This is a genomic window from Actinosynnema sp. NPDC037264 (genome assembly GCF_055603705.1).
Window position 1 is genome coordinate 1 of sequence record NZ_JBVJVK010000052.1, and the last position, 25,079, is coordinate 25,079.

23 protein-coding genes are annotated in these 25,079 nt (G+C 72.4%); 15 read left to right on the forward strand and 8 right to left on the reverse strand.

Going from position 1 to position 25,079, the window contains the following annotated elements; translation table 11 throughout:
- Positions 1 to 289: 289 nt before the first annotated feature.
- Genes ACZ7GX_RS35715 through ACZ7GX_RS35730 form a run of 4 tightly spaced genes read right to left on the reverse strand, consistent with a single transcriptional unit; the run spans position 290 to position 3,597 of the window.
- Positions 290 to 1,504, reverse strand: a complete 1,215-nt coding sequence (locus tag ACZ7GX_RS35715) for a carboxyl transferase domain-containing protein (protein WP_498783439.1) — start codon at positions 1,502 to 1,504, stop codon at positions 290 to 292.
- Positions 1,501 to 2,898: an acyl-CoA synthetase gene (locus tag ACZ7GX_RS35720; RefSeq protein WP_498783516.1), complete on the reverse strand. Its 1,398-nt coding sequence runs from the start codon at positions 2,896 to 2,898 to the stop codon at positions 1,501 to 1,503. The genes ACZ7GX_RS35715 and ACZ7GX_RS35720 overlap by 4 nt, the downstream gene beginning before the upstream one ends.
- 34 nt (positions 2,899 to 2,932) lie before the next feature.
- The gene (locus tag ACZ7GX_RS35725; RefSeq protein WP_498783441.1) at positions 2,933 to 3,238 is read right to left on the reverse strand and encodes a thioredoxin family protein; all 306 of its coding nucleotides are present in this window, start codon (positions 3,236 to 3,238) and stop codon (positions 2,933 to 2,935) included.
- Positions 3,226 to 3,597, reverse strand: coding sequence for a MerR family transcriptional regulator (locus ACZ7GX_RS35730; protein ID WP_498783443.1), 372 nt, complete (start codon positions 3,595 to 3,597; stop codon positions 3,226 to 3,228). Before ACZ7GX_RS35730 ends, ACZ7GX_RS35725 begins: the two co-directional genes overlap by 13 nt.
- 71 nt (positions 3,598 to 3,668) lie before the next feature.
- On the opposite strand from ACZ7GX_RS35730, the gene tsaB reads away from it, so the two are divergent.
- From tsaB to tsaD, 3 genes are read left to right on the forward strand one after another with little or no spacing between them, the layout of a single operon-like run.
- The gene (gene tsaB, locus ACZ7GX_RS35735) at positions 3,669 to 4,355 is read left to right on the forward strand and encodes a tRNA (adenosine(37)-N6)-threonylcarbamoyltransferase complex dimerization subunit type 1 TsaB (protein WP_498783445.1); all 687 of its coding nucleotides are present in this window, start codon (positions 3,669 to 3,671) and stop codon (positions 4,353 to 4,355) included.
- Complete coding sequence (gene rimI / locus ACZ7GX_RS35740) at positions 4,352 to 4,810, forward strand: ribosomal protein S18-alanine N-acetyltransferase (protein WP_498783447.1); 459 nt, start codon at positions 4,352 to 4,354, stop codon at positions 4,808 to 4,810. The genes tsaB and rimI overlap by 4 nt, the downstream gene beginning before the upstream one ends.
- Complete coding sequence (gene tsaD, locus ACZ7GX_RS35745; protein WP_498783449.1) at positions 4,803 to 5,855, forward strand: tRNA (adenosine(37)-N6)-threonylcarbamoyltransferase complex transferase subunit TsaD; 1,053 nt, start codon at positions 4,803 to 4,805, stop codon at positions 5,853 to 5,855. The genes rimI and tsaD overlap by 8 nt, the downstream gene beginning before the upstream one ends.
- Positions 5,856 to 5,874: 19 nt before the next feature.
- Here the strand turns inward: tsaD and ACZ7GX_RS35750 are convergent, their stop codons facing one another.
- Complete coding sequence (locus ACZ7GX_RS35750; protein ID WP_498783451.1) at positions 5,875 to 8,859, reverse strand: AfsR/SARP family transcriptional regulator; 2,985 nt, start codon at positions 8,857 to 8,859, stop codon at positions 5,875 to 5,877.
- Positions 8,860 to 8,965: 106 nt separating this feature from the next.
- On the opposite strand from ACZ7GX_RS35750, the gene ACZ7GX_RS35755 reads away from it, so the two are divergent.
- Complete coding sequence (locus ACZ7GX_RS35755; RefSeq protein ID WP_498783453.1) at positions 8,966 to 9,826, forward strand: NAD(P)-dependent oxidoreductase; 861 nt, start codon at positions 8,966 to 8,968, stop codon at positions 9,824 to 9,826.
- On the opposite strand, the gene ACZ7GX_RS35760 is transcribed toward ACZ7GX_RS35755, so the two are convergent.
- Complete coding sequence (locus ACZ7GX_RS35760; protein ID WP_498783455.1) at positions 9,827 to 11,344, reverse strand: alkaline phosphatase D family protein; 1,518 nt, start codon at positions 11,342 to 11,344, stop codon at positions 9,827 to 9,829. It abuts the gene before it with no gap.
- Between the two features lie 225 nt (positions 11,345 to 11,569).
- Between ACZ7GX_RS35760 and groES the strand changes: the two genes are divergently transcribed.
- A complete protein-coding gene (gene groES, locus ACZ7GX_RS35765; protein WP_015105192.1) occupies positions 11,570 to 11,863 on the forward strand; it encodes a co-chaperone GroES in 294 nt (97 codons plus the stop codon).
- 81 nt (positions 11,864 to 11,944) lie between these two features.
- Positions 11,945 to 13,567 carry a chaperonin GroEL gene (gene groL, locus ACZ7GX_RS35770; protein WP_498783457.1) on the forward strand — a complete coding sequence of 541 codons (1,623 nt, stop codon included), beginning with the start codon at positions 11,945 to 11,947 and terminating at the stop codon, positions 13,565 to 13,567.
- Positions 13,568 to 13,645: 78 nt separating this feature from the next.
- On the opposite strand, the gene ACZ7GX_RS35775 is transcribed toward groL, so the two are convergent.
- The gene (locus tag ACZ7GX_RS35775) at positions 13,646 to 13,942 is read right to left on the reverse strand and encodes a WhiB family transcriptional regulator (protein WP_033428626.1); all 297 of its coding nucleotides are present in this window, start codon (positions 13,940 to 13,942) and stop codon (positions 13,646 to 13,648) included.
- 189 nt (positions 13,943 to 14,131) lie between these two features.
- On the opposite strand from ACZ7GX_RS35775, the gene ACZ7GX_RS35780 reads away from it, so the two are divergent.
- From ACZ7GX_RS35780 to ACZ7GX_RS35800, 5 genes are all read left to right on the forward strand, one after another.
- Positions 14,132 to 15,139: a MerR family transcriptional regulator gene (locus tag ACZ7GX_RS35780; RefSeq protein ID WP_498783518.1), complete on the forward strand. Its 1,008-nt coding sequence runs from the start codon at positions 14,132 to 14,134 to the stop codon at positions 15,137 to 15,139.
- A gap of 268 nt (positions 15,140 to 15,407) precedes the next feature.
- Positions 15,408 to 16,346: a hypothetical protein gene (locus tag ACZ7GX_RS35785; RefSeq protein WP_498783459.1), complete on the forward strand. Its 939-nt coding sequence runs from the start codon at positions 15,408 to 15,410 to the stop codon at positions 16,344 to 16,346.
- 80 nt (positions 16,347 to 16,426) lie between these two features.
- The gene (locus ACZ7GX_RS35790) at positions 16,427 to 17,023 is read left to right on the forward strand and encodes a response regulator transcription factor (RefSeq protein WP_015805222.1); all 597 of its coding nucleotides are present in this window, start codon (positions 16,427 to 16,429) and stop codon (positions 17,021 to 17,023) included.
- 443 nt (positions 17,024 to 17,466) lie between these two features.
- Complete coding sequence (locus tag ACZ7GX_RS35795; protein ID WP_158844722.1) at positions 17,467 to 18,039, forward strand: sigma-70 family RNA polymerase sigma factor; 573 nt, start codon at positions 17,467 to 17,469, stop codon at positions 18,037 to 18,039.
- Positions 18,040 to 18,963: an anti-sigma-D factor RsdA gene (locus tag ACZ7GX_RS35800; protein ID WP_498783461.1), complete on the forward strand. Its 924-nt coding sequence runs from the start codon at positions 18,040 to 18,042 to the stop codon at positions 18,961 to 18,963. It abuts the gene before it with no gap.
- 63 nt (positions 18,964 to 19,026) lie between these two features.
- Here the strand turns inward: ACZ7GX_RS35800 and ACZ7GX_RS35805 are convergent, their stop codons facing one another.
- Positions 19,027 to 19,476, reverse strand: coding sequence for a DUF5319 domain-containing protein (locus ACZ7GX_RS35805; protein ID WP_123745329.1), 450 nt, complete (start codon positions 19,474 to 19,476; stop codon positions 19,027 to 19,029).
- 66 nt (positions 19,477 to 19,542) lie between these two features.
- Here ACZ7GX_RS35805 and guaB point away from each other — a divergent pair, with 66 nt between their 5' ends.
- The 4 genes from guaB (at position 19,543) to ACZ7GX_RS35825 (ending at position 25,078) form a co-directional block, all read left to right on the forward strand.
- On the forward strand, positions 19,543 to 21,054 hold the full coding sequence (gene guaB, locus ACZ7GX_RS35810; RefSeq protein WP_498783463.1) for an IMP dehydrogenase: 1,512 nt from the start codon (positions 19,543 to 19,545) through the stop codon (positions 21,052 to 21,054).
- Between the two features lie 80 nt (positions 21,055 to 21,134).
- Positions 21,135 to 22,268: a GuaB3 family IMP dehydrogenase-related protein gene (locus tag ACZ7GX_RS35815; RefSeq protein ID WP_230572404.1), complete on the forward strand. Its 1,134-nt coding sequence runs from the start codon at positions 21,135 to 21,137 to the stop codon at positions 22,266 to 22,268.
- Positions 22,269 to 22,380: 112 nt separating this feature from the next.
- A complete protein-coding gene (locus ACZ7GX_RS35820) occupies positions 22,381 to 24,099 on the forward strand; it encodes an FAD-dependent oxidoreductase (protein WP_498783466.1) in 1,719 nt (572 codons plus the stop codon).
- Between the two features lie 19 nt (positions 24,100 to 24,118).
- Positions 24,119 to 25,078: an MBL fold metallo-hydrolase gene (locus tag ACZ7GX_RS35825; RefSeq protein WP_498783468.1), complete on the forward strand. Its 960-nt coding sequence runs from the start codon at positions 24,119 to 24,121 to the stop codon at positions 25,076 to 25,078.
- Position 25,079: the final 1 nt, after the last annotated feature.

A 25,079-nucleotide genomic window follows, 5' to 3' on the forward strand; every position in this document is an offset into this window, starting at 1 on the left:
GCTTTCGCTTTCCCAAACGAGGGGTTCGTGTCATCCCGCCGACCTGGCTTTGCCCTACCGCGCGTGTCAAGGGGGCTGTGCGTCCTTTGCCCGGTGGTGCGCTGATGGCTGCCCCCTTGATACGTGTGGTAGCCCGGAGGGAGGTCGGTGGGATGACACGGAGCCCGGACCCACGACGGACCCGGCGCTTGACCGCCGTACCAGGGGTCATCCTGCTGATCTGCCCGTCCGGCGAGGACGCTTTTAATCTTTAATGCTTTTAAGGCTCGGCGACCCACCAACCCGGTGCTCAACGTTCCGAGATGCCGCGCACCACCCCGAGCTCCACCAAGTCCTGTGGCCGCAACCGCAAGTCGTCGGCAAGCGTTTGCACGTCGTCGCGCTTCAGGATCGCCGCAGCCAGTTCCGGCGCGATGACCGAGAAATAGGCATCCGGAGTGATCCACGTGTGCTCCGGCGACGACAGCGCCAACGCCCCACCGGAACCGCCTTCCCCGATGACCAAAGTCGTGATCGGCACCCGCGTTTCCGCAACGGCGGCGAACAGTTCCGCGATCGCCGCGCCGACGCCGGCCCGTTCGGCCGCCGCGTCGTTGGCCGCGCCCGGAGTGTCCACCAAGGTCAACACGGGCAGCGCGAACCGCGAAGCGAGCCGCACGAGCCGAGCCGCGGTGCGGAAACCGGCCGGGGTGTTGGCCGTGCCGGTCTGTGCGGCGAACGCGATCGCCCGCTCGCCCCGCCGCCCGATGCCGCACAGCATCCCGGCGTCCACGCCACCCGCCCGATCGCCGCTGATCGGCATCCGGGAGTCGAAGTAGTCGTCGAGGTAAGCCGCAGCACGGGGACGGTCCGCCGCGCGCGCCCGAAGCACCGCGCTCCACCCGTCCACGGGCAGCTCTTGAGCACCAAGAGCGCGCGGCACCTCGGCAGGCACGGCGTCACCGCGCGTGATCAGGGAGAGGATCTTGGCCACGGTCGCGTCGACGTCCTCGGGCTCCACCACGAGATCGACCGTGCCCGCCGCGAACTGGCCCTCCGCCGTGTAAGCGGGGTCGTCCGACGGGCGCACCCGGCTGCCCGCGAACCCTACCTGCGCGCCGGACACCCCGATCACGACGTCCGCCCCCGCGCCGAGCGACGCCCACAGCCCACCGGTGGTCGGGTCGCGCAGCACGGACACGTGCGGCAGACCGGCCTCCCGGTGCACGGCGCACAGCCGCGCCACGCGCTGGAGCTGCCGCAACGACAGCATCCCCTCCTGCATCCGGCTCCCACCGGTGGCGATCCGGGACACGACGGGCAGCCACGCCTGCCGCGCCTCGGTGAACGCCTCCTCGATCAACGCGCCGGCGGCCGTGCCGATCGAACCACCGAGGAACCGGAAGTCGAAGGTGATCTCCACCGAGCGCGGCCGCCGTCGCCACGACACCGACTCGACGCCACCGGACCGTTCCCGCGCCCGGTCGAGCTGGGCCTCGTAGCCCGGCCAGCCGAGGGGGTTCACCGCAGCTCCCGCTTCAGCACCTTGCCCATGTCGTTGCGCGGCAGCGCGTCCACGTACCGGACCACCCTCGGCCGCTTGTGCGGCGACAGCAGCCGGGCCACGTGATCGCTCAACACCTCCGGAGCGGGCGGCTCGCCGTTCGCCACGACCCACGCCACCACTCGCTCACCCAGGTCGTCGTCCGGCTCGCCCGTCACCGCCACCTCGGCCACCGACGGGTGCTCCAGCAGCGCGTTCTCGATCTCACCCGCACCGATCTTGTAGCCACCGCTCTTGATCAGGTCCGTGGCGCGCCGGCCGACGATCCGCACGTACCCGTCCGGCTCGACCACGGCCAAATCACCGGTGCGGAACCAACCGTCGCGGAACGCCTCGCGCGTGGCGTCCGGCCGGTTCAGGTACTCCAGGAACAGGTTCGGCCCGCGCACCTCGATCTCGCCCGGCTCGTCACTTGCGTGACCACCCGCTTGACCACCCGCTTGATCACCCGACTGACCACCCGACCCGCCGCCGGGCTCACCGCCCACGACCCGCAGCTCGACCCCGTCCAACGGCAACCCCACCGTGCCGGGCCGCCGGTCGCCGTCCGCCCGCACGCTGGTGTTCATCAACGTCTCGGTCATCCCGTACCGCTCGACCACCCGCCGGCCGGTCAGCCGCTCGATGCGCTCGTGCACCGACGCGGGCAGCGCGGCCGATCCGGACACCAGCAACCGGGCCTTCCCGAACGCCTCGGCGTGCTCGGGCTCGGCCGCGATCCGGTGGTACATGGTCGGCACGCCGAACAGCATCGTGCCGCCGTCGCCCAACGCCTCGGCGGCCTTCGCCACGCTGAACGACCCGAGGTGGCGCACCGTCCCGCCGCGCCGCAACGGCCCGATCACCCCGACGCCGAGCCCGTGCACGTGGAACAGCGGCAGGCCGTGCACCACGACGTCGTCCTCGGTCCACGCCCACGCCGCCGCCAGCGCGTCGAGGTTCGTCGCCAACGCACGCCTCGGCAGCACCACGCCTTTGGGTGGACCTGTCGTGCCGCTCGTGTAGACGATCAGCGCGGGCGCCTCGCCGTCCGGCTCCGGCAGGTCGACCACCGGTCCGGACGGCAGCTCGTCGTCGATCACGAGGTCCGGCGCGCTGTCGGCGAGGATGTGCGCGAGCTCCCGTTCCCCGATCTTGGGGTTGAGCGGCACGACCGGCACCCCCGCCAGCAGTGCGCCGACGACCACCACGCAGGTCTCGGGCGTCGACCGGGCCCACACGGCGACCCGCCGCCTGCCCGCCAACCCGGCCGCGACCGCCCGCGCCTCGCGCGCCAACTGCTCGTACGTCAGCTCCCGGTCGGGGAACCGGAGGGCGATCTTGGACGGCGGCGAGGCCAGGGCCGGCAGCAGCATCTCCATACAGTGATGTTCCCGGCCCTCACCCGCATCACAAGTGTGGTTCGAGCCACGCCATCAGGTGGATCTTCGGCCGAGCGCCCACGGTCTGTGCCACCAACCGGCCGTCCTGGTAGAGCTGGAGCGTGGGCGCGGACATGATCCGCTGGTCGCGCGCCGTGCGCGGGCTCGCGTCCATGTCCACCTTCACCACGGTCAGGTCGCCGCGCTCCCGGTCGATCTCGTCCAGCACCGGTTCCAGCATCCGGCACGGCCCGCACCAGTCGGCGCCGAACTCCACCAGCACGTTCCCGGCGGCCACGGCCCCGGTGAACTCGTCGTCGGTCAACGTCCGCACGGCCTGCTCCTCTGCTCGGCTTCCCGCAGTTGCGCGCGCACCTGGTCCCGCACGGCCTGCAGCCGCGTGATGCAGTCGTCCAGCTCGGCCACCTTGCGCCGGTACACCTCGACGGACGCCGCGCAGGCGTCGCCGGTGGTGTGGCCGTCGCGCAGGCACTGCACGAACGGCCGGGTGTCCTCCAAGGCGAACCCGATGTCGGCGAGCGACCGGATCTCGTGCACCAGCTTCAGGTCGTCCTCGTCGTACTCCCGCTGGCCGTTCGCCGCGCGGCGCGCGGTCAGCAGGCCAAGGGACTCGTAGTAGCGCAGCGCGCGGGTGGTCGTGCCGCTCCGCCGTGCCAGTTCTCCGATGCGCACGCGTAGATCCTCCGCCTTGACGTGGACGTCAACACAAGTGTGGTGCACGCCACCCGATACCCTTGTCAGTTGTGCTAGTGCTCGCCTTGGACACCGCGACCCCCGCCGTCACGGCCGGTGTCGTCGAACTGACGCCCGGATCGCCTCCCCGGCTGCTCGCCCAGCGGGTGACGGTGAACGCGAAGGCGCACGGTGAGCTGCTCACACCGCACCTGCAAGCGGCGCTGGAGGAGGCCGGTCACCGGCTCTCCGACCTCGACGCGATCGTGTGCGGCTCGGGACCGGGGCCGTTCACCGGCCTGCGCGTCGGCCTGGTCACCGCCGCCGCCCTCGGCCAGGCGCTCAACCGGCCCGTCTACCCCGTGCCGACGCCGGACGCCGTCGCGCTGGACGCCGCCACCGGCAAACCGCTGCTCGTGGCCACCGACGCGCGTCGCAAGGAGGTGTACTGGGCGGCCTACGACGCGGCCGGCCGGCGCACCGACGGGCCGCACGTCGACCGGCCCGCCGACGTGGTCGCGAAGCTCGCCGCGGTGCTGCCCGCCGTGGTCGAGGCCGCCGGCGAGGGCGCGGAGCTGTACGCCGACGTGATCGGGCTCCCGGTGGTCGCGGCGCGCCACCCGTCACCGGTGTCCCTGGTCGCGGCGGCGGCCGACGAGCTGCTGGCCGGCGCGCGTCCCGCCGCGCTCACCCCCCTCTACCTGCGGCGTCCCGACGCCGTGGAGCCGGTCGGGCGCAAGCGGGTGACCAAGGCGTGAGCTCCGGCACCGTCACGATCGCACCGCTGCGCAGGCAGGACGCCGTGCGGTGCGCGCAGATCGAGGAGCAGCTGTTCCCCGGCGACGACCCGTGGAGCGCGAACGCCTTCCGCAGCGAGCTCGACAACGGCAACTTCTACGTCGGCGCGTACGTCGGCGAGACGCTGATCGGCTACGCGGGGCTGGGCCTGACCGACTTCGAGTCCAGCGTGCACACCATCGCCGTCGTGCCCGACTACCAGGGCGGCGGCGTGGGCAAGACCCTGCTGCGCGCCCTGCTCGCCCAGGCCGACGAGCGCGGTCTGCCGGTGTTCCTGGAAGTCCGCACGGACAACGCGCCGGCGATCGGCCTCTACCTGGCGCACGGTTTCGAGCACCTGGGCGTGCGCCGCCGCTACTACCAGCCGTCGGGCGCCGACGCGTACACGATGGGAAGGCCCGCGAACCGTGACTGACCGGCTCATCCTCGGTATCGAGAGCTCGTGCGACGAGACCGGCGTCGGCATCGTCCGGCTCGGCCCGGACGGGTCGATGGAACTGCTCGCCGACGAGGTCGCCTCCAGCGTCGAGGAGCACGCCCGCTTCGGCGGCGTCGTGCCCGAGGTCGCGTCCCGCGCGCACCTGGAGGCGATGGTCCCGACCATGCGCCGTGCCGTGGAGACGGCCGGGATCGAGCTGCGCGACGTGCACTCCATCGCGGTCACCGCCGGTCCCGGGCTCGCGGGCGCGCTGCTGGTCGGCGTGTCGGCGGCGAAGGCGTACGCGGCGGCGTTGGACAAGCCGCTCTACGGCGTCAACCACCTCGCGGGGCACGTCGCCGCGGACACCCTCCAGCACGGCCCGCTGCCGAAGCGGTGCGTGGCGCTGCTGGTGTCGGGCGGCCACTCGCAGCTGCTGCTGATCGAGGGCCTGGCGGAGAAGATCACCGAGATCGGGTCGACCGTGGACGACGCGGCGGGCGAGGCCTACGACAAGGTGGCCCGGCTGCTCGACCTGCCCTACCCCGGCGGTCCGCCGATCGACAAGCTCGCCAAGCAGGGCAACGGCTGCGCGATCGCGTTCCCGCGCGGGCTGACCGGGCCGCGTGACTCGAAGTACGACTTCTCGTTCTCCGGCCTGAAGACCTCCGTCGCCCGGTGGGTCGAGAAGCAGGAACGCGCGGGCGAGGAGATCCCGCTGGCCGACGTCGCCGCGTCGTTCCAGGAGGCGGTGGCCGACGTGCTGACCGCCAAGGCGATCCGGGCGTGCAAGGACCTGGCCGTGGACACGTTGGTGATCTCCGGCGGCGTGGCGGCGAACTCCCGCCTGTCGGGCCTCGCGGCCGAGCGCTGCGCCGAGGCGGGCATCGAGCTGCGCGTCCCGCGCCCCCGGCTGTGCACCGACAACGGCGCGATGATCGCCGCCCTCGGCGCCCACCTGGTGGCCGCCGGCGCGAAGCCCTCCGCCCTCGACCTCTCCACCACCCCCGGCCTCCCGGTGGGCACCATCCAGATCCTCTGACTGCGCGCGAGTCGAACCGTCAGGTCCCGATGCCGAGGCCTTCGGCGTGGCCGGCGGCGAAGGCCGCGTCGAAGGCGTCCGCGCCCAGGGCGGCACGCGCGGTGGCGGTGATGCGGTCCACGTCACCGCGTTCGCCCGCCGGCAGCGGCACGCCCACGGACGCCCGCGCCGCCGTCGCCGCACCCAGCAGCCGGGCCGCCCCGACCGCGTCACCCGCCAACGCCCGCGCGCCCGCCACCCCCTCCAACGCCAGCGCGATCGCCCGCGGGTCGCCCACCTGCCGCGCCAGCGCCAACCCCTCCGACTGCAGCCGCGCCGCCCGCGCCGCGTCACCGCGCAGCTCGGCCACGAACCCCAGCTCCGCCAGCACCAACGTCGCACCCGCCTCGAACCCGACCTGCCGGTGCCACGACCGCAGCCGCTCCCAGTGCGCCTCCGCCGCGTCCAGCCGCCCCTCCCGGCGCGCGCCCAGCGCCAACCCGGTCTCCGCGTACACCTCACCCGGCGAGAACCCGTGCTCCGCCGCCGTCCGACGAGCCTGTTCGTGCAGCTCACGCGCCTTCGCGTAGTCACCGACGGTCAACGCGACCCGTCCGAGCCAGGACAGCTTGTACGACACCTCCGGCCACGACCGCAGCTCTTCCGCCACCCGCAGCCCGTCCCGGTGCACGGCCTCCGCCCGCTCGTAGTCGCCCGACAGCTGCGCGAGCATCCCCAACCCGAACGACGCCTTCAGCTGCCCCCACCGCTCACCCGACGACGTGAACAGCTCCGCACACCGTGAAGCCGACGCCCGCGCCTGGTCCACCGAACCCCGGGCGAGCGCCTGGCTGACCCGGTCGCTGTGCGCCGCCGCCACACCCCACTCGTCACCCAGCTCCTCGAACGCCTCCAGCGCCTGCTCGGTCAACTCCTCGGCGGACGGCATGTCGCCCACGGTCGACAGCACGTACCCCAGGAACCACCGGGCCCGCGCCCGCTGTCGCGGGTCCGCGATCTCCGCCGTCCCCGAGATCGCCGACGGTTCCGCGGCCTCACCCAGCAGCACCCCGAACCCGGCCCGCCACGCCATCGTCACCGGGTCGGTCGAGGTCATCAGCCGCCGACCCTCCCGCAGCCGCCCGCGCAGGAACCAGTACCAGGTCAGCGCGGACGTCAGCCGAACGCCGTCCGCCGGCCCCAACGCGTCGTGCGCGGCGCGCAGGTTCGCGGTGTCCGCGTCCAGCCGGTCCAACCACGCCAGCTGCCCGGCCTCGCGCAACCGGGGGTCCGCCCGTTCGGCCAACGCCAGGTAGAACGCCGCGTGCCGGGCCCGCACCCGGTCGAACTCGCCCGCCTCGCGCAGCCGTTCCCGCCCGTAGTCGGCGACCGACTCCAACAGCCGGAACCGCGGCTCACCGGTGTGCTCGGGCGCGACCACGAGCGACCGGTCGACCAGCCTGGCCAGCACGTCCGCCACCTCGTCGGCCGCCACGCCGCCACCCGCGCAGACCGCCTCGGCGGCGTCCAACGCGCACCCGTCCACGTGCACGGACAGCCGCCGCAGCACGGTCCGCTCGGCGTCACCGAGCAGGTCCCAGCTCCAGTCGATCATCGCGCGCAACGTCCGCTGCCGGGCAGGCGCGTCCCGGTGCCCGCCGGCCAGCACCCGGAACCGGTCGTCCAGCCGGTCGAGCAGGGCCGTCACGCCCAACCCGCGCACGCGCGTGGCGGCCAGCTCCACCGCCAGCGGCAACCCGTCGAGCCGTCGGCAGATCGCCTCCACCACCGGCGCGTTGTCCGGCGTCACCGTGAAACCGGGCGCGGCGGCGGCAGCGCGCGCCGCGAACAGCGTGACCGCGTCCGAGAGGTCCAACGGCGGCACGGCCCACACCGTCTCGAACGCCAGCCCGAGCGGTTCCTGGCTGGTGGCGAGCACGCGCAGCTCCGGCACGGCCCGCAGCAGCCGGGAGACCAGCGCGGCGACCGGCTCGACCAGCCGCTCGCAGTTGTCCAGCACGAGCAGCACCTCGCGCCCGCGCAACGCCTCCACCAGCGCCGTCCCCGACGCGTCCTCGCGCACGCCGAGCACGTCGGCCACCGCGCTCACCACCTGCTCGGCCCGGCCGACGCCCGCCAGCTCGACCAGCCACACCCCGTCCGCGACCGACACCTGCCGCGCGACCTCCAGGGCCAGGCTCGTCTTGCCGACGCCGCCGGGACCGGTGAGCGTGACCAACCGGGCGTCACGGGGCAGCCCGCACAGGTCCCGCACCGCCCGGTCCCGGCCGACCAGCTCCGTCACGGGCACCGGCAGGTTCGTCCGCGCGGCCGGCGCGAGGTCGTGGTCGAGGATCGCCCGGTGCAGCTCGGCCAACTCGGGACCGGGCTCCAGCCCCTGCTCCTCGGCCAACGACCGGCGCAGCTGCGCGTAGCTCTCCAACGCCTCGACCTGCCGACCGGCCCGGTAGAGGGCGCGCATGTGCAGCCCGCGCAAGCGTTCGCGCAACGGGTGCCGCGCCACCTCGGCCGCCAGGTCCACCTCGCCCGGAGCCGACTCGGCGAACTCCTCCAGCGCGGCCAACCGCTCCTCGGCCCACCGCGCGAGGACCGGCGCCAGGAACGGCGCGTCCGCCAGCTCCGCCAGCGGCTCGCCGCGCCACAACGCCAACGCCTCGCCGAACCGCCCGCGGGCCACCAGCTCCCGGAACCGCAGGACGTCCAAAGTCGACGGATCGACGCGCACCGCGTACCCGGCCGGACCGTGCGCGACCAGCTCCCGCCCGCCCGGCTCGGCCGCCTCCAGCGCCCGCCGCAGCTGCGAGACCTTGGTCTGCAACGTGTTCACCGGGTTGCCGGGCGGCTCGTCGCCCCACAGGTCGAACGCCAACCGGTCCGCCGACACGGGCCGCCCCTCGTGCGCGAGGAGGTCCGCCAGCAGCAACCGGACCTTGGCCTCGGGCACCCGGACCGCCTCACCGCCCGCCGTCCACACCCCGAGCGGCCCCAACACCCCGAATCTCACGCCCCGGACGGTAACCGGAGCACCCGCAGGGGACCCCCAGCGGACCCGCAGCGATCCGTGCGCGCCACCGGCCACCGTGGAAGTCACACGAAGGAGTGAAGAACACATGACTGCCAAGACCCCGTTGACCCTGATCGGCCTGGGCCCGATGGGCCAGGCCATGGTCACCCGGTTCCTCGACGCCGGCCACCCGACCACGGTCTGGAACCGTACCCCGTCCCGGGCCGACGCCGTCGTCGCCAAGGGCGCCGTCCGGGCCGCCACCGCCGCCGACGCCGTGGCCGCGAACCGGCTGCTGGTCCTCAGCCTCACCGACTACGCGGCGATGTACGAGATCCTCGACGGCGTCGACCTCGCCGGCCGCGTCGTGGTCAACCTCAGCTCCGAGACGCCGGACAAGACCCTCAAGGCCGCCGCCTGGCTCGCCGAACGCGGCGCGGAGCTGCTGGTCGGCGGCATCATGGCGAACGCGGAGATGGTCGGCCACCCCGACGCGTACGTCTTCTACAGCGGACCGCGCGAGGTCTTCGACCGGCACGCCGACACGCTCGCCGTGCTCGGCAGGCCCGACTACATGGGCGAGGACCACACCCTGGCCCAGCTGCTCTACCAGGCGCAGCTGGACGTCTTCCTCACCTCGCTGGCCGCGATGCTGCACGGCATCGCCCTGGTGAAGTCGGCGGGCGTCACGGCCGAGCGGTACGCGCCCTACCTCAGCGACAACGTCTCCACGCTGTCGATGTACGTGTCGGGCATCGCGCGGCACGTCGACTCCGGCGAGCACCCCGGCGACCTCGCCAACACGGCCATGATGGGCGCCACCGCGGCGCACGTGGCGGGCGCGAGCGAGGCCGCCGGGATCGATTCCACGCTGCCCGGGGCGGTGAAGTCCCTCTACGACCGCGCCATCGCGGCGGGGCACGCCAAGGACAGCTTCACCGCCCTGATCAACGTCATCCGGGGCTGATCACACGGGGTTCAGGCCGGGGTTGCGGTCCTCGACGACGAACGACTTGAGCGTCGTGGCCCCGGCCCCGGCCGTGCGCACGTACGGCAGCGTGCGGAAGTCCGCCCGCATCTCCCGCGCGGTGAACTTCGTCCGCACGTACCCGCGCCGCCTGCTGTGCAGCTTGATGTGCGGGTTCAGCCGCAGCTGCACCTGGTCGACGGTGTCGTTGCCGTCGCCGCCGGAGGTCACCGACGAGCACACCAGCTCGGTGCCCACGGTCGGCGACGACGCCGGGTCGTGCCAGTCCAGCTTCACGTCCGCCGCGTAGTGCGCGTGCACGTCGCCGGTCAGCACGACCGCGTTGCGCACGCCCGCGTCGACCCACCCGCGCGTCACCCGGTCGCGGGAGGCCAGGTAGCCGTCCCACCCGTCCATGGAGACCTCCTTCTCCGGCCCGTCCTTGCGGTCGCGCTCGGCGAAGAACACCTGCTGGCCCAGCACGTCCCACCGCGACCGGGACCGGCGGAACCCGTCGAGCAGCCACTCCTCCTGCTCGGCGCCGGTGATCGAACGGGTCGGCAGCCCGGCGTCCGCGCAGGTCTTCCACCCGTCGCCGCACGCCTGGTCGTCGCGGTACTGCCGGGTGTCGAGCATGTGGAAGTTGACCAACCCGCCCCACTGGGCCCGCCGGTAGAGCTGCAGGTCGGTGCCGTTGGGCCGCGCCCCGCGCCGCAGCGGCATGTTCTCGTAGTACGCCTGGAACGCCGCCGCCCGCCGTGCGGCGAAGGCCGGGTCGGGCTGCTCGGGCACGTCGTCGGCCCAGTTGTTCTCGATCTCGTGGTCGTCCCACACCACCAGCCAGGGCGCCACGGAGTGCGCGAGCTGGAGGTCGGCGTCCGTCTTGTACTGCGCGTGCCGCAGCCGGTAGTCGCCCAGCGTGCGCGTCTCCGGCCCGAGCACCGGCCGCACGTCCGCCGCCTTGGCCGCGTACTCGTACTGGTAGTCGCCCAGGTGCAGCACCACGTCCGGGTGATCCTCGGCCAGCCGCCGGTACGCGGTGAAGTAGCCCTCGCCGAAGTGCGCGCACGACGCGAAGCACATGGTCAGGTCCTGCCCGAGGACCCACGGCTCGGGCGTGGTGCGGGTGCGGCCGACGGGGGACAGGTGGCCGTCGACGCGGAACCGGTAGAAGTACTCGCGGCCGGGCCGCAGGCCGAACGGCTCCACGTGCACGCTGTGCCCGAGCTCGGGCCGGGCGGGCTGCACGCCGCGCCGCACCACGCGCTGGAACCGCTCGTCCTCGGCCAGCTCCCAGTGCACCGGGACGACCCGGTCGGGCATGCCGCCGAGACCGTCCTCGGCGAGCGGCCGCGGCGCGAGGCGCGTCCACAGCACCACGCCGTCGGGACGGGGGTCGCCGGAGGCGACGCCGAGGGTGAAGGGGTCGTCGAGCTTGGGGAAGCCCGCGCCGGTGGTGGCGAGCGCCACACCGGCCACACCGCCGATGAGCAGGGAACGTCGGGTCACCGCAGTCATGCCCGACACCGTTGCCGACCAGGTTGGCGACCAGGTGAACGGCGGTGTTACACGAGTGGACGACTTCACCCGGCCGGTAGCGGGGGGTCGTTGAAGCGTTGGCACTCGCGTGGGTAGAGTGCTAGATGCACGGCACCAGCAACCGCCCCGACCCCCGCGACGGCGGGGTGGCAGGAGCCGTAACGCAACCTGCCAACGCTTTCGACGACCGTGGAGGTCAGCCCGGTGAGCGTGAACATCAAGCCGCTCGAGGACAAGATCGTCGTCCAGGCCAGTGAGGCCGAGACCACGACCGCTTCCGGCCTCGTGATCCCGGACACCGCGAAGGAGAAGCCCCAGGAGGGCAAGGTCATCGCGGTGGGCCCCGGCCGGATCGACGACAAGGGCAACCGCGTCCCGGTGGACGTGGCTGTCGGCGACGTCGTCATCTACTCCAAGTACGGCGGCACCGAGGTCAAGTACAACGGCGAGGAGTACCTCATCCTCTCCGCCCGCGACGTGCTGGCCGTCATCAACTGACGCTCGGCTGACACGCAAGACGCCCCGGCGAACCCCTCACCGGGGCTCCCGGGGCGTTTCGCATCAAGAGAGGCGTAGGCAATGCCCAAGCAGATCAGCTTCGACGAGGACGCTCGTCGGGCACTCGAGCGCGGCGTGAACAAGCTCGCGGACACGGTCAAGGTCACCCTCGGCCCGCGCGGCAGGCACGTCGTCCTGGACAAGAAGTTCGGCGGGCCCACCGTCACCAACGACGGCGTGACCATCGCCCGCGAGATCGAGCTGGACGACGCGTTCGAGAACCTCGGCGCGCAGCTCGCCAAGAGCGTCGCCACCAAGACCAACGACGTGGCGGGCGACGGCACGACGACCGCGACCGTGCTGGCCCAGGCCATGGTCCGGGTCGGTCTGCGCAACGTGGCCGCCGGCGCGAACCCGATGTCGCTCGGCGTCGGCATCCAGGCCGCGGCCGAGGCCGTCGTGGACGCCCTCAAGGCCAAGGCCACCCCGGTCAAGGGCCGCGACAACATCGCCCAGGTCGGCACCGTCTCGTCCCGTGACGAGTCCATCGGCGCCCTGCTCGGCGAAGCCATCGAGAAGGTCGGCGAGGACGGTGTGATCACCGTCGAGGAGTCCTCCTCGATGGCCACCGAGCTCCAGATCACCGAGGGCGTGCAGTTCGACAAGGGCTACGTGTCGGCGCACTTCGCCACCGACCTCGAGGCCCAGGAGGCGGTGTTCGAGGACGCCCGCATCCTGCTGCACCGGGAGAAGATCTCGGCCCTGGCCGACCTGCTGCCGATCCTGGAGAAGGTCGCCGAGGCCGGCAAGCCGCTGGTGATCATCGCCGAGGACGTCGAGGGCGAGGCGCTGTCCACCCTGGTGGTCAACGCCCTGCGCAAGACGCTGCGCGTGGTCGCGGTCAAGGCGCCGTACTTCGGCGACCGCCGCAAGGCGTTCCTGGACGACCTGGCCGTCGTCACCGGCGCGCAGGTCATCGCGGCCGAGGTCGGCCTCAAGCTGTCCGAGGCCAACCTCGACGTGCTGGGCACCGCCCGTCGGGTCGTCGTGTCCAAGGACAACACGACCATCGTCGACGGCGGCGGCGCCAAGGCCGACCTGGCCGGTCGCGCGGAGCAGCTGCGCCGCGAGATCGAGGCCACGGACTCCGACTGGGACCGCGAGAAGCTGCAGGAGCGGCTGGCCAAGCTGTCCGGCGGCATCGCGGTGATCAAGGTCGGCGCGGCCACCGAGACCGAGCTGAAGGAGCGCAAGCACCGCATCGAGGACGCGGTGTCGGCGACCAAGGCCGCGGTCGAGGAGGGCATCGTGCCCGGCGGCGGCTCGGCCCTGGTGCACGCGGCCAAGGTGCTCGACGGCGGGCTCGGCCTGTCCGGTGACGAGGCGACCGGTGTCGCGATCGTCCGCGAGGCCCTGGGGTCGGCGCTGTTCTGGATCGCCGCGAACGCGGGCCTCGAAGGCGCCGTCGTGGTGAACAAGGTGCGCGAGCAGGACTGGGGCTTCGGCCTCAACGCCGCCACCCTGGTCTACGGCGACCTGCTCGAGGCCGGGATCATCGACCCGGTGAAGGTGACGCGCTCCGCGGTCACCAACGCCGCTTCCATCGCCCGCATGGTGCTCACCACGGAGAGCGCCGTCGTGGAGAAGAAGGAAGAGGAGCCCGCCGCCGCTGCTCAGGGCCACGGCCACGGCCACGGTCACTGACCAGGCGTTATCGGTCGGAAATCGCGCGAACGGGAGGGGCGGCACCCACGAGGTGTCGTCCCTCCCGCGCGTTCGGCGTCAGGCGGGCGTCAACTGCCGCTTGCGCGCCTTGATGATGCTGTCCCGCTCGGACTCCGACAGGCCGCCCCAGATCCCGTAGGGCTCCTGGACCGCCAGGGCGTGCCGCCTGCACATCTCCAGCACCGGGCACGACAGGCACACGGCCTTCGCCCGCGCCTCCCGCCGAGCCCGCGCCGGTCCGCGCTCCCCGTCCGGGTGGAAGAAGAACGCGCTGTCCATCCCGCGGCACGAGCCGCGCATCTGCCAGTCCCACAGATCCGCGTTGGGACCGGGAAGCCTTCGGGTGTCCGCCATCGAGACCGCCTCCTTGGCCCATGGACGAGAACTGCTCCATTCGGCTTAACGATGATCCACCGTAGAACCGCGCCAAAACTTGTTCAAGGGGGTGCGGGGGCTTTTGCCGGCAATTCATACGATGGGTGATCGATGAGCGCCCGTGCCGGAGTTGCCGGTGACGTCAGGTGAACGGACGATGTCAGCGTGATGACGCCCCCCGACCACGCCGGGACCGTGCCGGAAACCGGCCAGGAAACCGGTGCGGCGGAAGAAGATCCCGCGCATTCCGTGACCCTCTCGGTGGCCGCCGTGGCCCGCAGGCTCGGCGTCGCGCCGGCCACGCTGCGCACCTGGGACCGCCGGTACGGCCTCGGACCCAGTGATCACACAACCGGGCGACACCGGAAGTACGCGCCACTCGACGTGGCCCGGTTGGAGCTGATGCAGCGGGCCCTGCTGCGCGGCGCGTCGTCCGCCGAGGCCGCCAAGTACGCCCTCGCCAGCCCGGTCCGCGCGCCGCTGGCGGCCGTGCCCGCGTCGCTCACCGGGGGTGAGCTCGACGGTGGTGCGGCGCCGACCGGTGGGCGCGGCCTGAAGCTGCAGGCGGCGAACCGGCGGGCGCGCGGGGTGGGGCGGGCGGCGTTGGCGATGGACTCGGCGGCGGTGCAGACGCTGCTGGCCGACGCGATCGAGGCGGACGGCGTGATCACGACGTGGGACGAGGTGGTGCGGCCGGTGATGGCCGCGATCGCGGCGAGGTGGGAGCACTCCGGCGCGGGGGTCGAGGTGTCGCACCTGGTGGAGGAGTGCGTGCTGGCCGCCGTGGTCCGCGCGACCCCGGTCGTGGCCGGCCCGCGCAACCACCGTCCCGTGCTGCTGGCGTGCATGCCGGACGAACGGCACAACCTGCCGCTGTACCCGTTGGCGGCGGTGTTGGCGCAGCGCGGCGTCGGCGTGCGGCAGTTGGGCGCCGCGCTGCCGATGGACGCCCTGGCCTCGGCCGTCCGCCGCACCGCACCGGCGGCCGTCGTGCTGTGGGCGCAGCTGCCGCGCTACGCCGATCCGGGTGTGGTGACGGCTCTGCCGAGGACCCGCCAACAGGTCCGCGTGTTCGCCGGGGGACCGGGCTGGGAACGCGGCGTCGTGCCACAACCGGCCGAACGGATCAACGACCTCGCCACCGCTGCGGACGCCATCGAACGCGCCGTCTGCTGACCCGCCCACCCCGCCTCGGACCCGGCCGCCCTCGCCCCGCACTCGACCGGCCCTGCTCCTGGCTCCTGCTCCGCAGGGGTCCCCGCCAGAGGGACCCCTGCTTTTACCCTGCCACGAAGGTCCGACAATCCGACGCGTCCGCGCGCTGCCTGTGGACAACTGCCGTCACGGGGCGCCCCCCGCTGGTCCTGAGCGTTCAACTCGGGTGTTCTGGACGTAGGGCACGGTCGTTCCGGACGTTGGGCACGCGAGTGAGGTGGGTGGAGCGGTGGGGGTGCGGGAGGCGGCGTTCGGGGATCGGCCCGAGGCCGACGTGTGGGCGGCGTTGCGGGGCGGGCCGGAAGAGCGCTGGTTGGCGGCGGTCGTGCTCGGTGGTCAGGGGCACTACGCGGCGGCGGCGTCGGTGCTCGGTGAGCTGATCGGGCGCGGTGGGTTGTTCGGGTCGTTGGCGGCGTCCACGCTCGCGTCGCACCGGCGGCAGTTGGGTGGCCACGCGGCGGCACGCGTGCTCGACGGGCGGGCGCTGGCCATGGTGCCCGAAAGCGACGACCGGGACCGCGACGACCGGAACCGTGACGACGTGGACCCCGACGACGTGGACCCCGACGACGTGGACCCAGCAGGCGCGCGGGCGGACGCGCTCCTCGGGCTCGCCGCCGACGCGGTCGGCACCGGCCGGCTCGAAGAAGCACGGCGGCTGCACGCCCGGGTCGAGCCGCGCGGGTGGCGCAGCCGGGTGCGCCACCAGTGGCTGGCCGCCGAGATCGCCTTGGCCGGCGGTCACGCCGAGCAGGCGGTCCACCCGGCCGAGGTGGCCGCCGCGACCGCCCGGGAGGCCGGCGCAACGCGACACATCCTCAAGTCCGACCTCGTCCTCGGTGCGGCATTGGTGGTGTGGGGGACACCCGAAAGCGTCGATCGCGGGGTGGAAGTGCTACTGTGTGACCTAAATCACACTGACCGTAGAGGGCTTTTCTCGTTGATCTGGCCGACGGCGCTTGTCCTGGCAAACGCCCTGGCAGGCCGCACTTTTGCGGGCGCGGAAAACGTGAAGGAACGCGCCGAAAACGCTCTGAGCTGCGTGTTGCGCAGAGCCGACCCGTCGGGCCGACGGCTCGCGGACCTCTCGCCGTGGATCCCGACATCGCTGCTCCGTTCCGGGGAACCCCCGAACGCAGACGCTGAGACGAACTTCTTGACGGATTAAGCACCGGATCGTGTCAAGGTTCGGCCTCTAGCGTCCGATAGGGGATGTGGAACGTCACTCGGCTGCAGGAAGGAGTCCCCGTGACCACGGTCCTTATTTGCGACGACCGGCGCAGTGTGCGGGAGGGTCTCACCCGCGTGATGTCGGCTGTCCCAGGGGTTAGCCGCATCGACTGCGTAGCGCACGGTGACGAGTTGTTGGCTCGGTTCTCTCGGCAGCCGGTCGACGTCGTACTGGTTGGCACCCAGCGCGCCGTCCCGACCGGGGTCGAAGCGACCCGACGACTCGTCTCGGCCAACCCGCAGGCAAACGTCATCGTCTTCGGCGCACCGGACGACGCGGGCAGCATCGCCGCCGCGATCGCCGGCGGAGCCCGCGGCTACCTGCGCTGGGACGCCTCGCGCCCCGAGCTGGTCGCCGCGCTGGCGCACACGCTCGCGAGCACGAGCGTGCCCGCGCCGCGCCAGCCGTCGGATCCGGGCGTCCAGCTCACCGAGCGCGAGCTCCAGGTGCTGCGCGGGATGAGCCAGGGCAAGAGCAACGGGCAGATCGGGCGTGAGCTCTACCTGTCCGAGGACACGGTGAAGACGCACGCCCGGCGCTTGTTCCGCAAGCTCGGCGTGCGCGACCGCGCCCAGGCCGTCGCGCACGGCTTCCGGCGCGGCCTCGTGTCCTAGCGCACGGGACTCAAGGGCTCGGGGCGCGGCCTCGTCGGACTCGTCCGGCGAGTCGCACCGGCACCACTTCCTCTAGCCACGGCCCGGCGACGTCATCAGGCGTCGCCGGGCCGCCGTGCGTCCACAGAGCGCTGCCGTGCACCCAACAGGGACGCTGTGAGGCCGCCGTGCCTCCAACAAGGACGCTGTGAGGTCGCCGGCCCCACGAGCCGCCACGGATCACCGAGCGGTCCCGCACCGCCGGTTCCGGGCGTCCGAGGCCGGTCGCGCGCCTTCGGCGTGTCGGCTGGTCAGGTGAGGTCGAAAGACCCCATCTGGACCCCATTGCGGAACATTCGGCCGGACGACCGGTACGGTGAGCATCACCAGTACGGGCGACGTCGATCGTCCCATGCTGTTCTTTGTCGGTACGCCTACGCGTAACACCAGGGCAGTTGTCTGCGATGACCAACTTGGGGGACGGACTGGACGCCGAAGTGGGCGCAGCCGTCGATGGCGACCGCCACGCGATCGAGCGGCTCCTGGCATCCATCCGACCCCTCGTGGTGCGGTACTGCCGCGCCAGAGTCGGAAGGCAGGAGAGGTCTTTCGCTTCGGCGGACGACGTGGCCCAGGAGGTGTGTCTCGCGGTGCTGACGGCCCTGCCCAGCTATCGCGACCAGGGTCGGCCGTTCTTGGCGTTCGTCTACGGGATCGCCGCGCACAAGGTGGCCGACGCGCATCGCTCCGCAGCCCGGAACCGGTCGGAACCGGTCCCGGAGGTGCCCGACGCCCCTGAGACGGAGGCCGGTCCCGAGCAGCGCGCCATGCAGGGCGAGCTGTCGGAGCGGATGGCCCTGCTCCTCAAGGTCCTTCCGGAGAAGCAGCGGGAGATCCTGCTGCTTCGCGTGGTCGTCGGCCTGTCGGCCGAAGAGACCGCCGACGCGGTCGGCTCGACGCCGGGCGCGGTTCGGGTGGCGCAACACCGCGCCCTGGCCCGCCTTCGCAAGACGTTGGCAGCGGAGGAGGTGGTCTGAGTGGCTGACCAGCACGAGAAGGGCAACGGAGAAGTCGTGCGCGGACGAGATGAGAGACCGCCGCAGTCTGATGACACCCTGACCGAGGACACCGCGGCCGAGCCGGGGGACGACCTCGCGGGCATCCGGGCTGATGACGCGCTGCTCGACGTGCTGGGCGGGCGCGACGGCGACCAGCCGGACTCGCTCGTCGACGACGAGCTGAACGCGCTGCTGCTCGCCTGGCGGCGCGAGGTCGACCGCCCACCCATGGGTGAGCTGGTCGACACCGACACGGCGGTGGCCACGATCGCCGCCGCCCGCACCCAGCCGAGGGCCAGGCAGCGCCTCCTCATCCCCCTCGCCGCGGCCGCCGCCGTGCTGGCGATCGCGTTCACCGGGATGAGCCTGGTCGCGCGGGACGCCGAGCCGGGCGACGCGCTCTGGGGGCTGACCCGGGTCCTGTACTCCGAGCACGCGCGGTCGGTGGAAGCCGCCGTCGCCGTGCGCACCGACCTCGACACCGCTCGCGCGGCCCTGCGCGACGGCCGGTACAGCGAGGCCCGCGACGCGCTGCTCAAGGCGGGCGAGAGCCTGCCGTCGGTCTCGCCGGACGACGGCAAGGACGACCTCGCGCAGAAGCACGAGTCGCTGCTGGAGGAGCTGACCAGCACCACGCCGTCGCCGAACACGCCGACCACCGTCGGACCGTCCACGACGCCGGTGCTGCCCACGACCCAGCCCAGCCTGCCGTCACCGACGCTGACGACGACGCCGGATTCGATCACGACGACCGCGCCCACGACGACCACGGCGACGGTCCCGACCACGGACGGCACGGCCCAGCCGCCGCCGCCCACCTCGGGCGAGCCGACCAACGGCCAGACCAGGGGCGAGACGCAGACGCCCGGCGGCACGGACAGCGAGACCACGGCCGGGAACTGACCCCCTGAGCACGCGCGTGTGACGAAGCCCGCCCCCGGATGAGGGGCGGGCTTCGTCACATCGTCAGCGGGCGCTCTCGGTCGCGGTGACCCCGTCCGCGTAACCGCGGCAGTACTCCCAGCTGACGTAGGCCGCCGGGTCGGGGTCGTACGCGGGCTCGTGCGGGCGCATCCGGCCGTCGGCCAGCAGCTGCTCCAGGCTCGACCGCAGCAGCGCCCAGTCGTGGTAGTGCGGCTCCTGGCACTCGCCGCAGTCGACCACGATTCCCCTGACACCACGGGGTTCGAGCAGCGCCTGGTACACCGCGAGGTCGCTGAGGTCGCCGACCAGCTCGGCCCGCTCGGCGTCGTCCATCGGCGGGTGGTCGTGGTCGTGGTCGGGCTCGCCGAGGGCCCGGGCCGGGTCCTCCGGGTCGCCCGCGAACGGGTCTGGTGGCAACGCGTCGTGCGGCACGACCCCGCACGGTACCGGGCGGACCCCCGGCCACGTCCAGATACCATGACCTGAACCCATCGCCGCTGCGTGGCACCCGATCCGCGGCGGCGGGATCGCCGCACGACGGAAGGCAAGCCAGCCGCCATGACCAGCGAGCTCAACGCTGACGGAGTCCCGCCCAAGTTCGCCATGCTGGGACTGACCTTCGACGACGTACTGCTGCTGCCCGCCGAGTCGGAGATCGTGCCGAGCGGCGTGGACACCAGCACCAAGCTCTCGCGCAACATCACGTTGCGCGTGCCGCTGGCCTCGGCGGCGATGGACACCGTGACCGAGGGCCGGATGGCCATCTCGATGGCCCGCCAGGGCGGCATCGGCGTGCTGCACCGCAACCTCTCCATGGAGGAGCAGGCGCGCCAGGTGGAGACCGTGAAGCGGTCCGAGGCCGGCATGGTCAGCGACCCGGTGACGTGCACCCCGGACGACACGATCCGCCACGTCGACGAGCTGTGCGCGCGCTACCGGATCTCCGGCGTGCCGGTGACCGACGAGAACGGCAAGCTCGTCGGCATCATCACCAACCGCGACATGCGCTTCGAGGTCGACCACTCGCGCAAGGTCAGCGAGGTGATGACGAAGGGTCCGCTGGTCACCGCCCAGGTGGGCGTGTCGGCGGAGGCCGCGCTCGGCCTGCTGCGCCGGCACAAGATCGAGAAGCTGCCGATCGTGGACGGCGACGGCAAGCTGCGCGGCCTGATCACGGTCAAGGACTTCGTCAAGACCGAGCAGTACCCCAACGCCTCGAAGGACCCGGACGGCCGGCTGCTGTGCGCCGCCGCGATCGGCGTCGGCGACGACAGCTTCGCGCGGGCGATGGCGCTGGCCGACGCGGGCGTCGACGTGATCATGGTCGACACCGCGCACGGCCACCAGCGCAACGTGCTGGAGATGGTCGCCAAGGTGAAGAAGGAGCTGGGTGACGAGGTCGACGTGGTCGGCGGCAACGTCGCCACCCGCGCCGGCGCCCAAGCGCTGGTGGACGCGGGCGCGGACGGCGTGAAGGTCGGCGTCGGCCCCGGCTCGATCTGCACCACGCGCGTGGTCGCGGGCGTCGGTGTGCCGCAGATCACCGCCATCTACGAGGCGAGCCTGGCGTGCGGGCCGGCGGGCGTGCCGGTGATCGGCGACGGCGGCATCCAGTACTCCGGCGACATCGCCAAGGCGATCGCGGCGGGCGCGAGCGCGGTCATGCTCGGCAGCCTGCTCGCGGGCACGGCCGAGTCGCCGGGCGAGCTGGTGCTGGTCAACGGCAAGCAGTTCAAGACCTACCGGGGGATGGGCTCGCTGGCCGCGCTCCAGGGCCGCGGCGAGGCCAAGTCGTACTCCAAGGACCGCTACTTCCAGGACGACGTGCTGTCCGAGGACAAGCTGGTGCCCGAGGGCATCGAGGGCCGCACGCCGTTCCGCGGCCCGCTGTCCACGGTGGTGCACCAGCTGGTGGGCGGCCTGCGCGCGGCCATGGGTTACACCGGCTCGAAGACCGTCGCCGACCTGCAGCGCAAGCAGCTGGTGCGGATCACGGCGGCCGGGTTGAAGGAGAGCCACCCGCACGACATCACCATGACCGTCGAGGCGCCGAACTACACGACCCGCTGAATCGGATCGCCTTGGGCTAGTGTTCGCAGGTTCCGCCGGCTTCCCCCGGGGACCATCAGCTCCACGGAAGGACGACAAAGGTGCGCGATCTGGTCGAGATCGGCATGGGCCGGACCGCGAGGCGGGCCTACGAGCTGGACGACCTCGAGATCATCCCGTCCCGCAGGACCCGATCCTCGAAGGACGTCTCGACGGCGTGGCAGATCGACGCCTACCGGTTCGAGATCCCGCTGATCACCCACCCGACCGACGCGATCGTGTCGCCGGGCACGGCGGTCGCGATCGGCGAGCTGGGCGGCATGGGCGTCCTCAACGCGGAGGGCCTGTGGGCCCGCCACGGTGACGTGGAGGAGGCCCTGTTCCGGCTGGTGCAGGCGGTGGAGGACACCGACGACCCGGCCGCTCCGGTGCGGGTGCTCCAAGAGCTGCACGCCGAGCCCGTGCGGATGGACCTGATCGCCGAGGCGATCAAGCAGGTGCGGGAGTCGGGCGTCACGGTGGCGGTGCGGGTCAGCCCGCAGCGCGCGGCCGAGCTCACGCCGGACCTGCTGGCGGCGGGCGTCGAGATCCTGGTCGTGCAGGGCACGATCATCTCGGCCGAGCACGTCTCGCGCGACGGCGAGCCGCTGAACCTGAAGTCGTTCATCGCGGACCTCGACATCCCGGTGATCGCGGGCGGCGTCGGCGACTACCGGACCGCGATGCACCTGATGCGCACGGGCGCGGCCGGCGTGATCGTCGGCTACGGCTACACGCCGGGCGTGACCACGACGGACTCGGTGCTCGGCATCGGCGTGCCGATGGCGACGGCCATCTCCGACGCCGCCGCGGCCCGCCGCGACTACCTGGACGAGACCGGTGGCCGGTACGTGCACGTGATCGCCGACGGTGGCGTGCTGACCAGCGGCGACATCGCGAAGTCGATCGCGTGCGGCGCGGACGCGGTGATGCTGGGCGAGCCGCTGGCGGCGGCGTCCGAGGCGCCGGGCCAGGGCCTGTACTGGACGGCCGCGTCGGCGCACCCCTCGGTGCCGCGCAGCCACGTGTCGACCGGCGTGGACCAGGTCGTCGACCTGCGCACGCTGCTGTTCGGCCCGTCGGTGGACCCGCGTGGCGTGACGAACCTGTTCGGCTCGCTGCGGCGGGCGATGGCGAAGACCGGCTACTCGGACCTCAAGGAGTTCCAGAAGGTCGGCCTGACCATCCGCGGCTAGGAAGAGCTATCGAAGAAGCCCCTGCTCCAGGCGGGGGCTTTTTCACGCCCTGAGGTGTCTGGATCGATCGAGCACTAGCCTGTTACCGCGAGTTACGCCTAATCTCCCAGCCATGGGTGAACTCGCCGGTAACAACACCGACTACGACGTCGTGGTGGTGGGGTCGGGCTTCGGCGGCAGCGTCGCCGCGCTCCGGCTCACCGAGAAGGGCTACCGGGTGGCCGTCATCGAGGCCGGCCGCCGGTTCGCCGACGACGAGTTCGCCGAGACGTCGTGGGACCTGCGGCGATACCTGTGGGCGCCCGCGCTGGGCTGCTACGGCATCCAGCGCATCCACGCCCTGCGCAGCGTGATGATCCTGGCCGGCTCGGGCGTCGGCGGCGGGTCGCTGGTGTACGCCAACACCCTGTACCGGCCGCTCAAGCCGTTCTACGCGGACCGGCAGTGGGCGCACATCACCGACTGGGAGGCCGAGCTCGCCCCGTTCTACGACCAGGCGAGCCGGATGCTGGGCGTGGTGGAGAACCCGACCACCACGCCGTCGGACGTGGTGATGCGGCGGGTCGCCGAGGACCTTGGCGTGGCCGACACCTACCACCCGACGCCGGTCGGCGTGTTCTTCGGCGAACCCGGCAAGCCGGCCGAGGACCCGTACTTCGGCGGCGCGGGCCCGAGCCGGACCGGCTGCACGCAGTGCGGCGCGTGCATGTCCGGCTGCCGGGTCGGCGCGAAGAACACCCTGGTCAAGAACTACCTCTACTTGGCCGAGCGCAACGGCGCGCGGGTGCTGCCGCTGACCACCGTCACCGACCTGCGCCAGGCGCCCGACGGCACGTGGGCGATCGGCACCCGGCGCACGGGCGGCAAGCTGCGCAAGGGCAGGCGGACGATCACCGCGGGCCAGGTCGTGCTGGCCGCCGGCACGTGGGGCACCCAGCAGCTGCTGCACCGGATGAAGGCCGAGGGGACGCTGCCGAAGCTCTCGGCCAAGCTCGGCGAGCTGACCAGGACGAACTCCGAGTCGATCATCGGCGCGGCCCGCTACACGGTGGACGAAAAGCGCAACTTCAGCCAGGGCGTGGCGATCACGTCCTCCATCCACCCGGACGATCAGACCCACATCGAGCCGGTGCGCTACGGCAAGGGCAGCAACGCCATGGGCCTGCTCCAGACGCTGGCCACGGACGGCGCGAAGTCCACCCCGCGCATCCTGCAGTTCCTGTCCCAGGCGGTGCGCCACCCGCTGCGGCTGGCCCGGCTCATGTCGGTGCACCGGTGGAGCGAGCGGACGGTGATCCTGCTGGTGATGCAGAGCCTCGACAACTCCATCACCACGTTCACCAAGAAGGGCCTGTTCGGCCGCAAGCTCACCTCGAAGCAGGGGCACGGGCAGCCGAACCCGACCTTCATCAAGGCGGGCCACGAGGCCAACCTGAGGGCGGCCGAGCACATCGACGGCATCGCGGGCGGCACGTGGGGCGAGCTGTTCAACATCCCCCTGACCGCGCACTTCATCGGCGGCTGCCCGATCGGCTCGGACCCGGCAGGCGGCGTCATCGACCCCTACCACCGGGTCTACGGCTACCCGGGCCTGTCGGTCGTGGACGGCTCGGCGATCTCGGCGAACCTGGGCGTGAACCCGTCGTTGACCATCACCGCGCAGGCCGAGCGGGCGTTCTCGGTGTGGCCGAACAAGGGCGAGCCGGACCAGCGCCCCGACCAGTCCGCCGGCTACCGGCGGATCGCCCCGGTGGCGCCGAAGAACCCCGCCGTCCCGGCCGGGGCGCCCGGTGCGCTGCGGCTGCCGATCGTGGAGGTCAAGTCGACCTGATCGCCCTATGGTGGGTTGTGTGGCAACGAAGCCGTTCGCGTCCAGCGCCGACCTCACCCCCAAGGACGAGCGGTTCGTCGAGCTCGCCGACGGCGTCTACGCCCTCACCGCCGAGGGCGACCCGAACGTCGGCGCGATCGAGGGCGAGGACTTCCTGGTCTGCGTCGAGGCCAGGGCCACGCCGACGGCCGCCCGGCGCTGGCTCGACCGGCTCCGCGAGCGCACCGACAAACCCGTCCGCCACCTCGTCCTGACCCACTACCACGCGGTCCGCACGCTCGGCGCGAGCGCGTTCGACGCCGCCGAGATCATCGCGCACGAGAGCACCAGGGCGTTGATCGCCGAACGCGGCCGCGAGGACTGGCTCAGCGAGTACGGCCGGATGCCGCGGCTGTTCGAGGAACCCGAGACCATCCCCGGCCTCACCTGGCCCACCGTCACGTTCTCCGACCGCCTCACCATCCCGCTCGGCGGCGACCGGGGCGAGGTGGAGCTGCGCTTCTGCGGACGCGGCCACACCGCGGGCGACGTCGTGGCCTGGCTGCCGCACCAGCGCATCCTGTTCGCCGGCGACCTGGTCGAGTCGCAGGCCGCGCTCTACACCGGCGACGCGTTCCACGACGAGTGGGCCACGTCGACGTTGGACCGGGTCGCCGCGCTGGGCGCCGAGCAACTCGTCGGCGGTCGCGGCGCGCCCGCCCGCGACCGGACCGAGGTCGACGCGGCCATCGCCCAGTCGAGGCACTTCCTGGACGAGCTCCGCCGCACGGTCGGGACCGTGCACCTCAGCGGCGGCACGGTGAAGGACGCGTTCGAGGCCGCGCACGCCGCCCTGGCGCCGCGCTACGGCCGGTGGCCGATCTTCGAGCACTGCATGCCGTTCAACGTGCAGCGGTACTGGGACGAGCGCGACGGCGTCGACTGGCCCCGGATCTGGACCGCCGAACGGGACCGCGAGGTGTGGGAGGCGCTGCGATGAA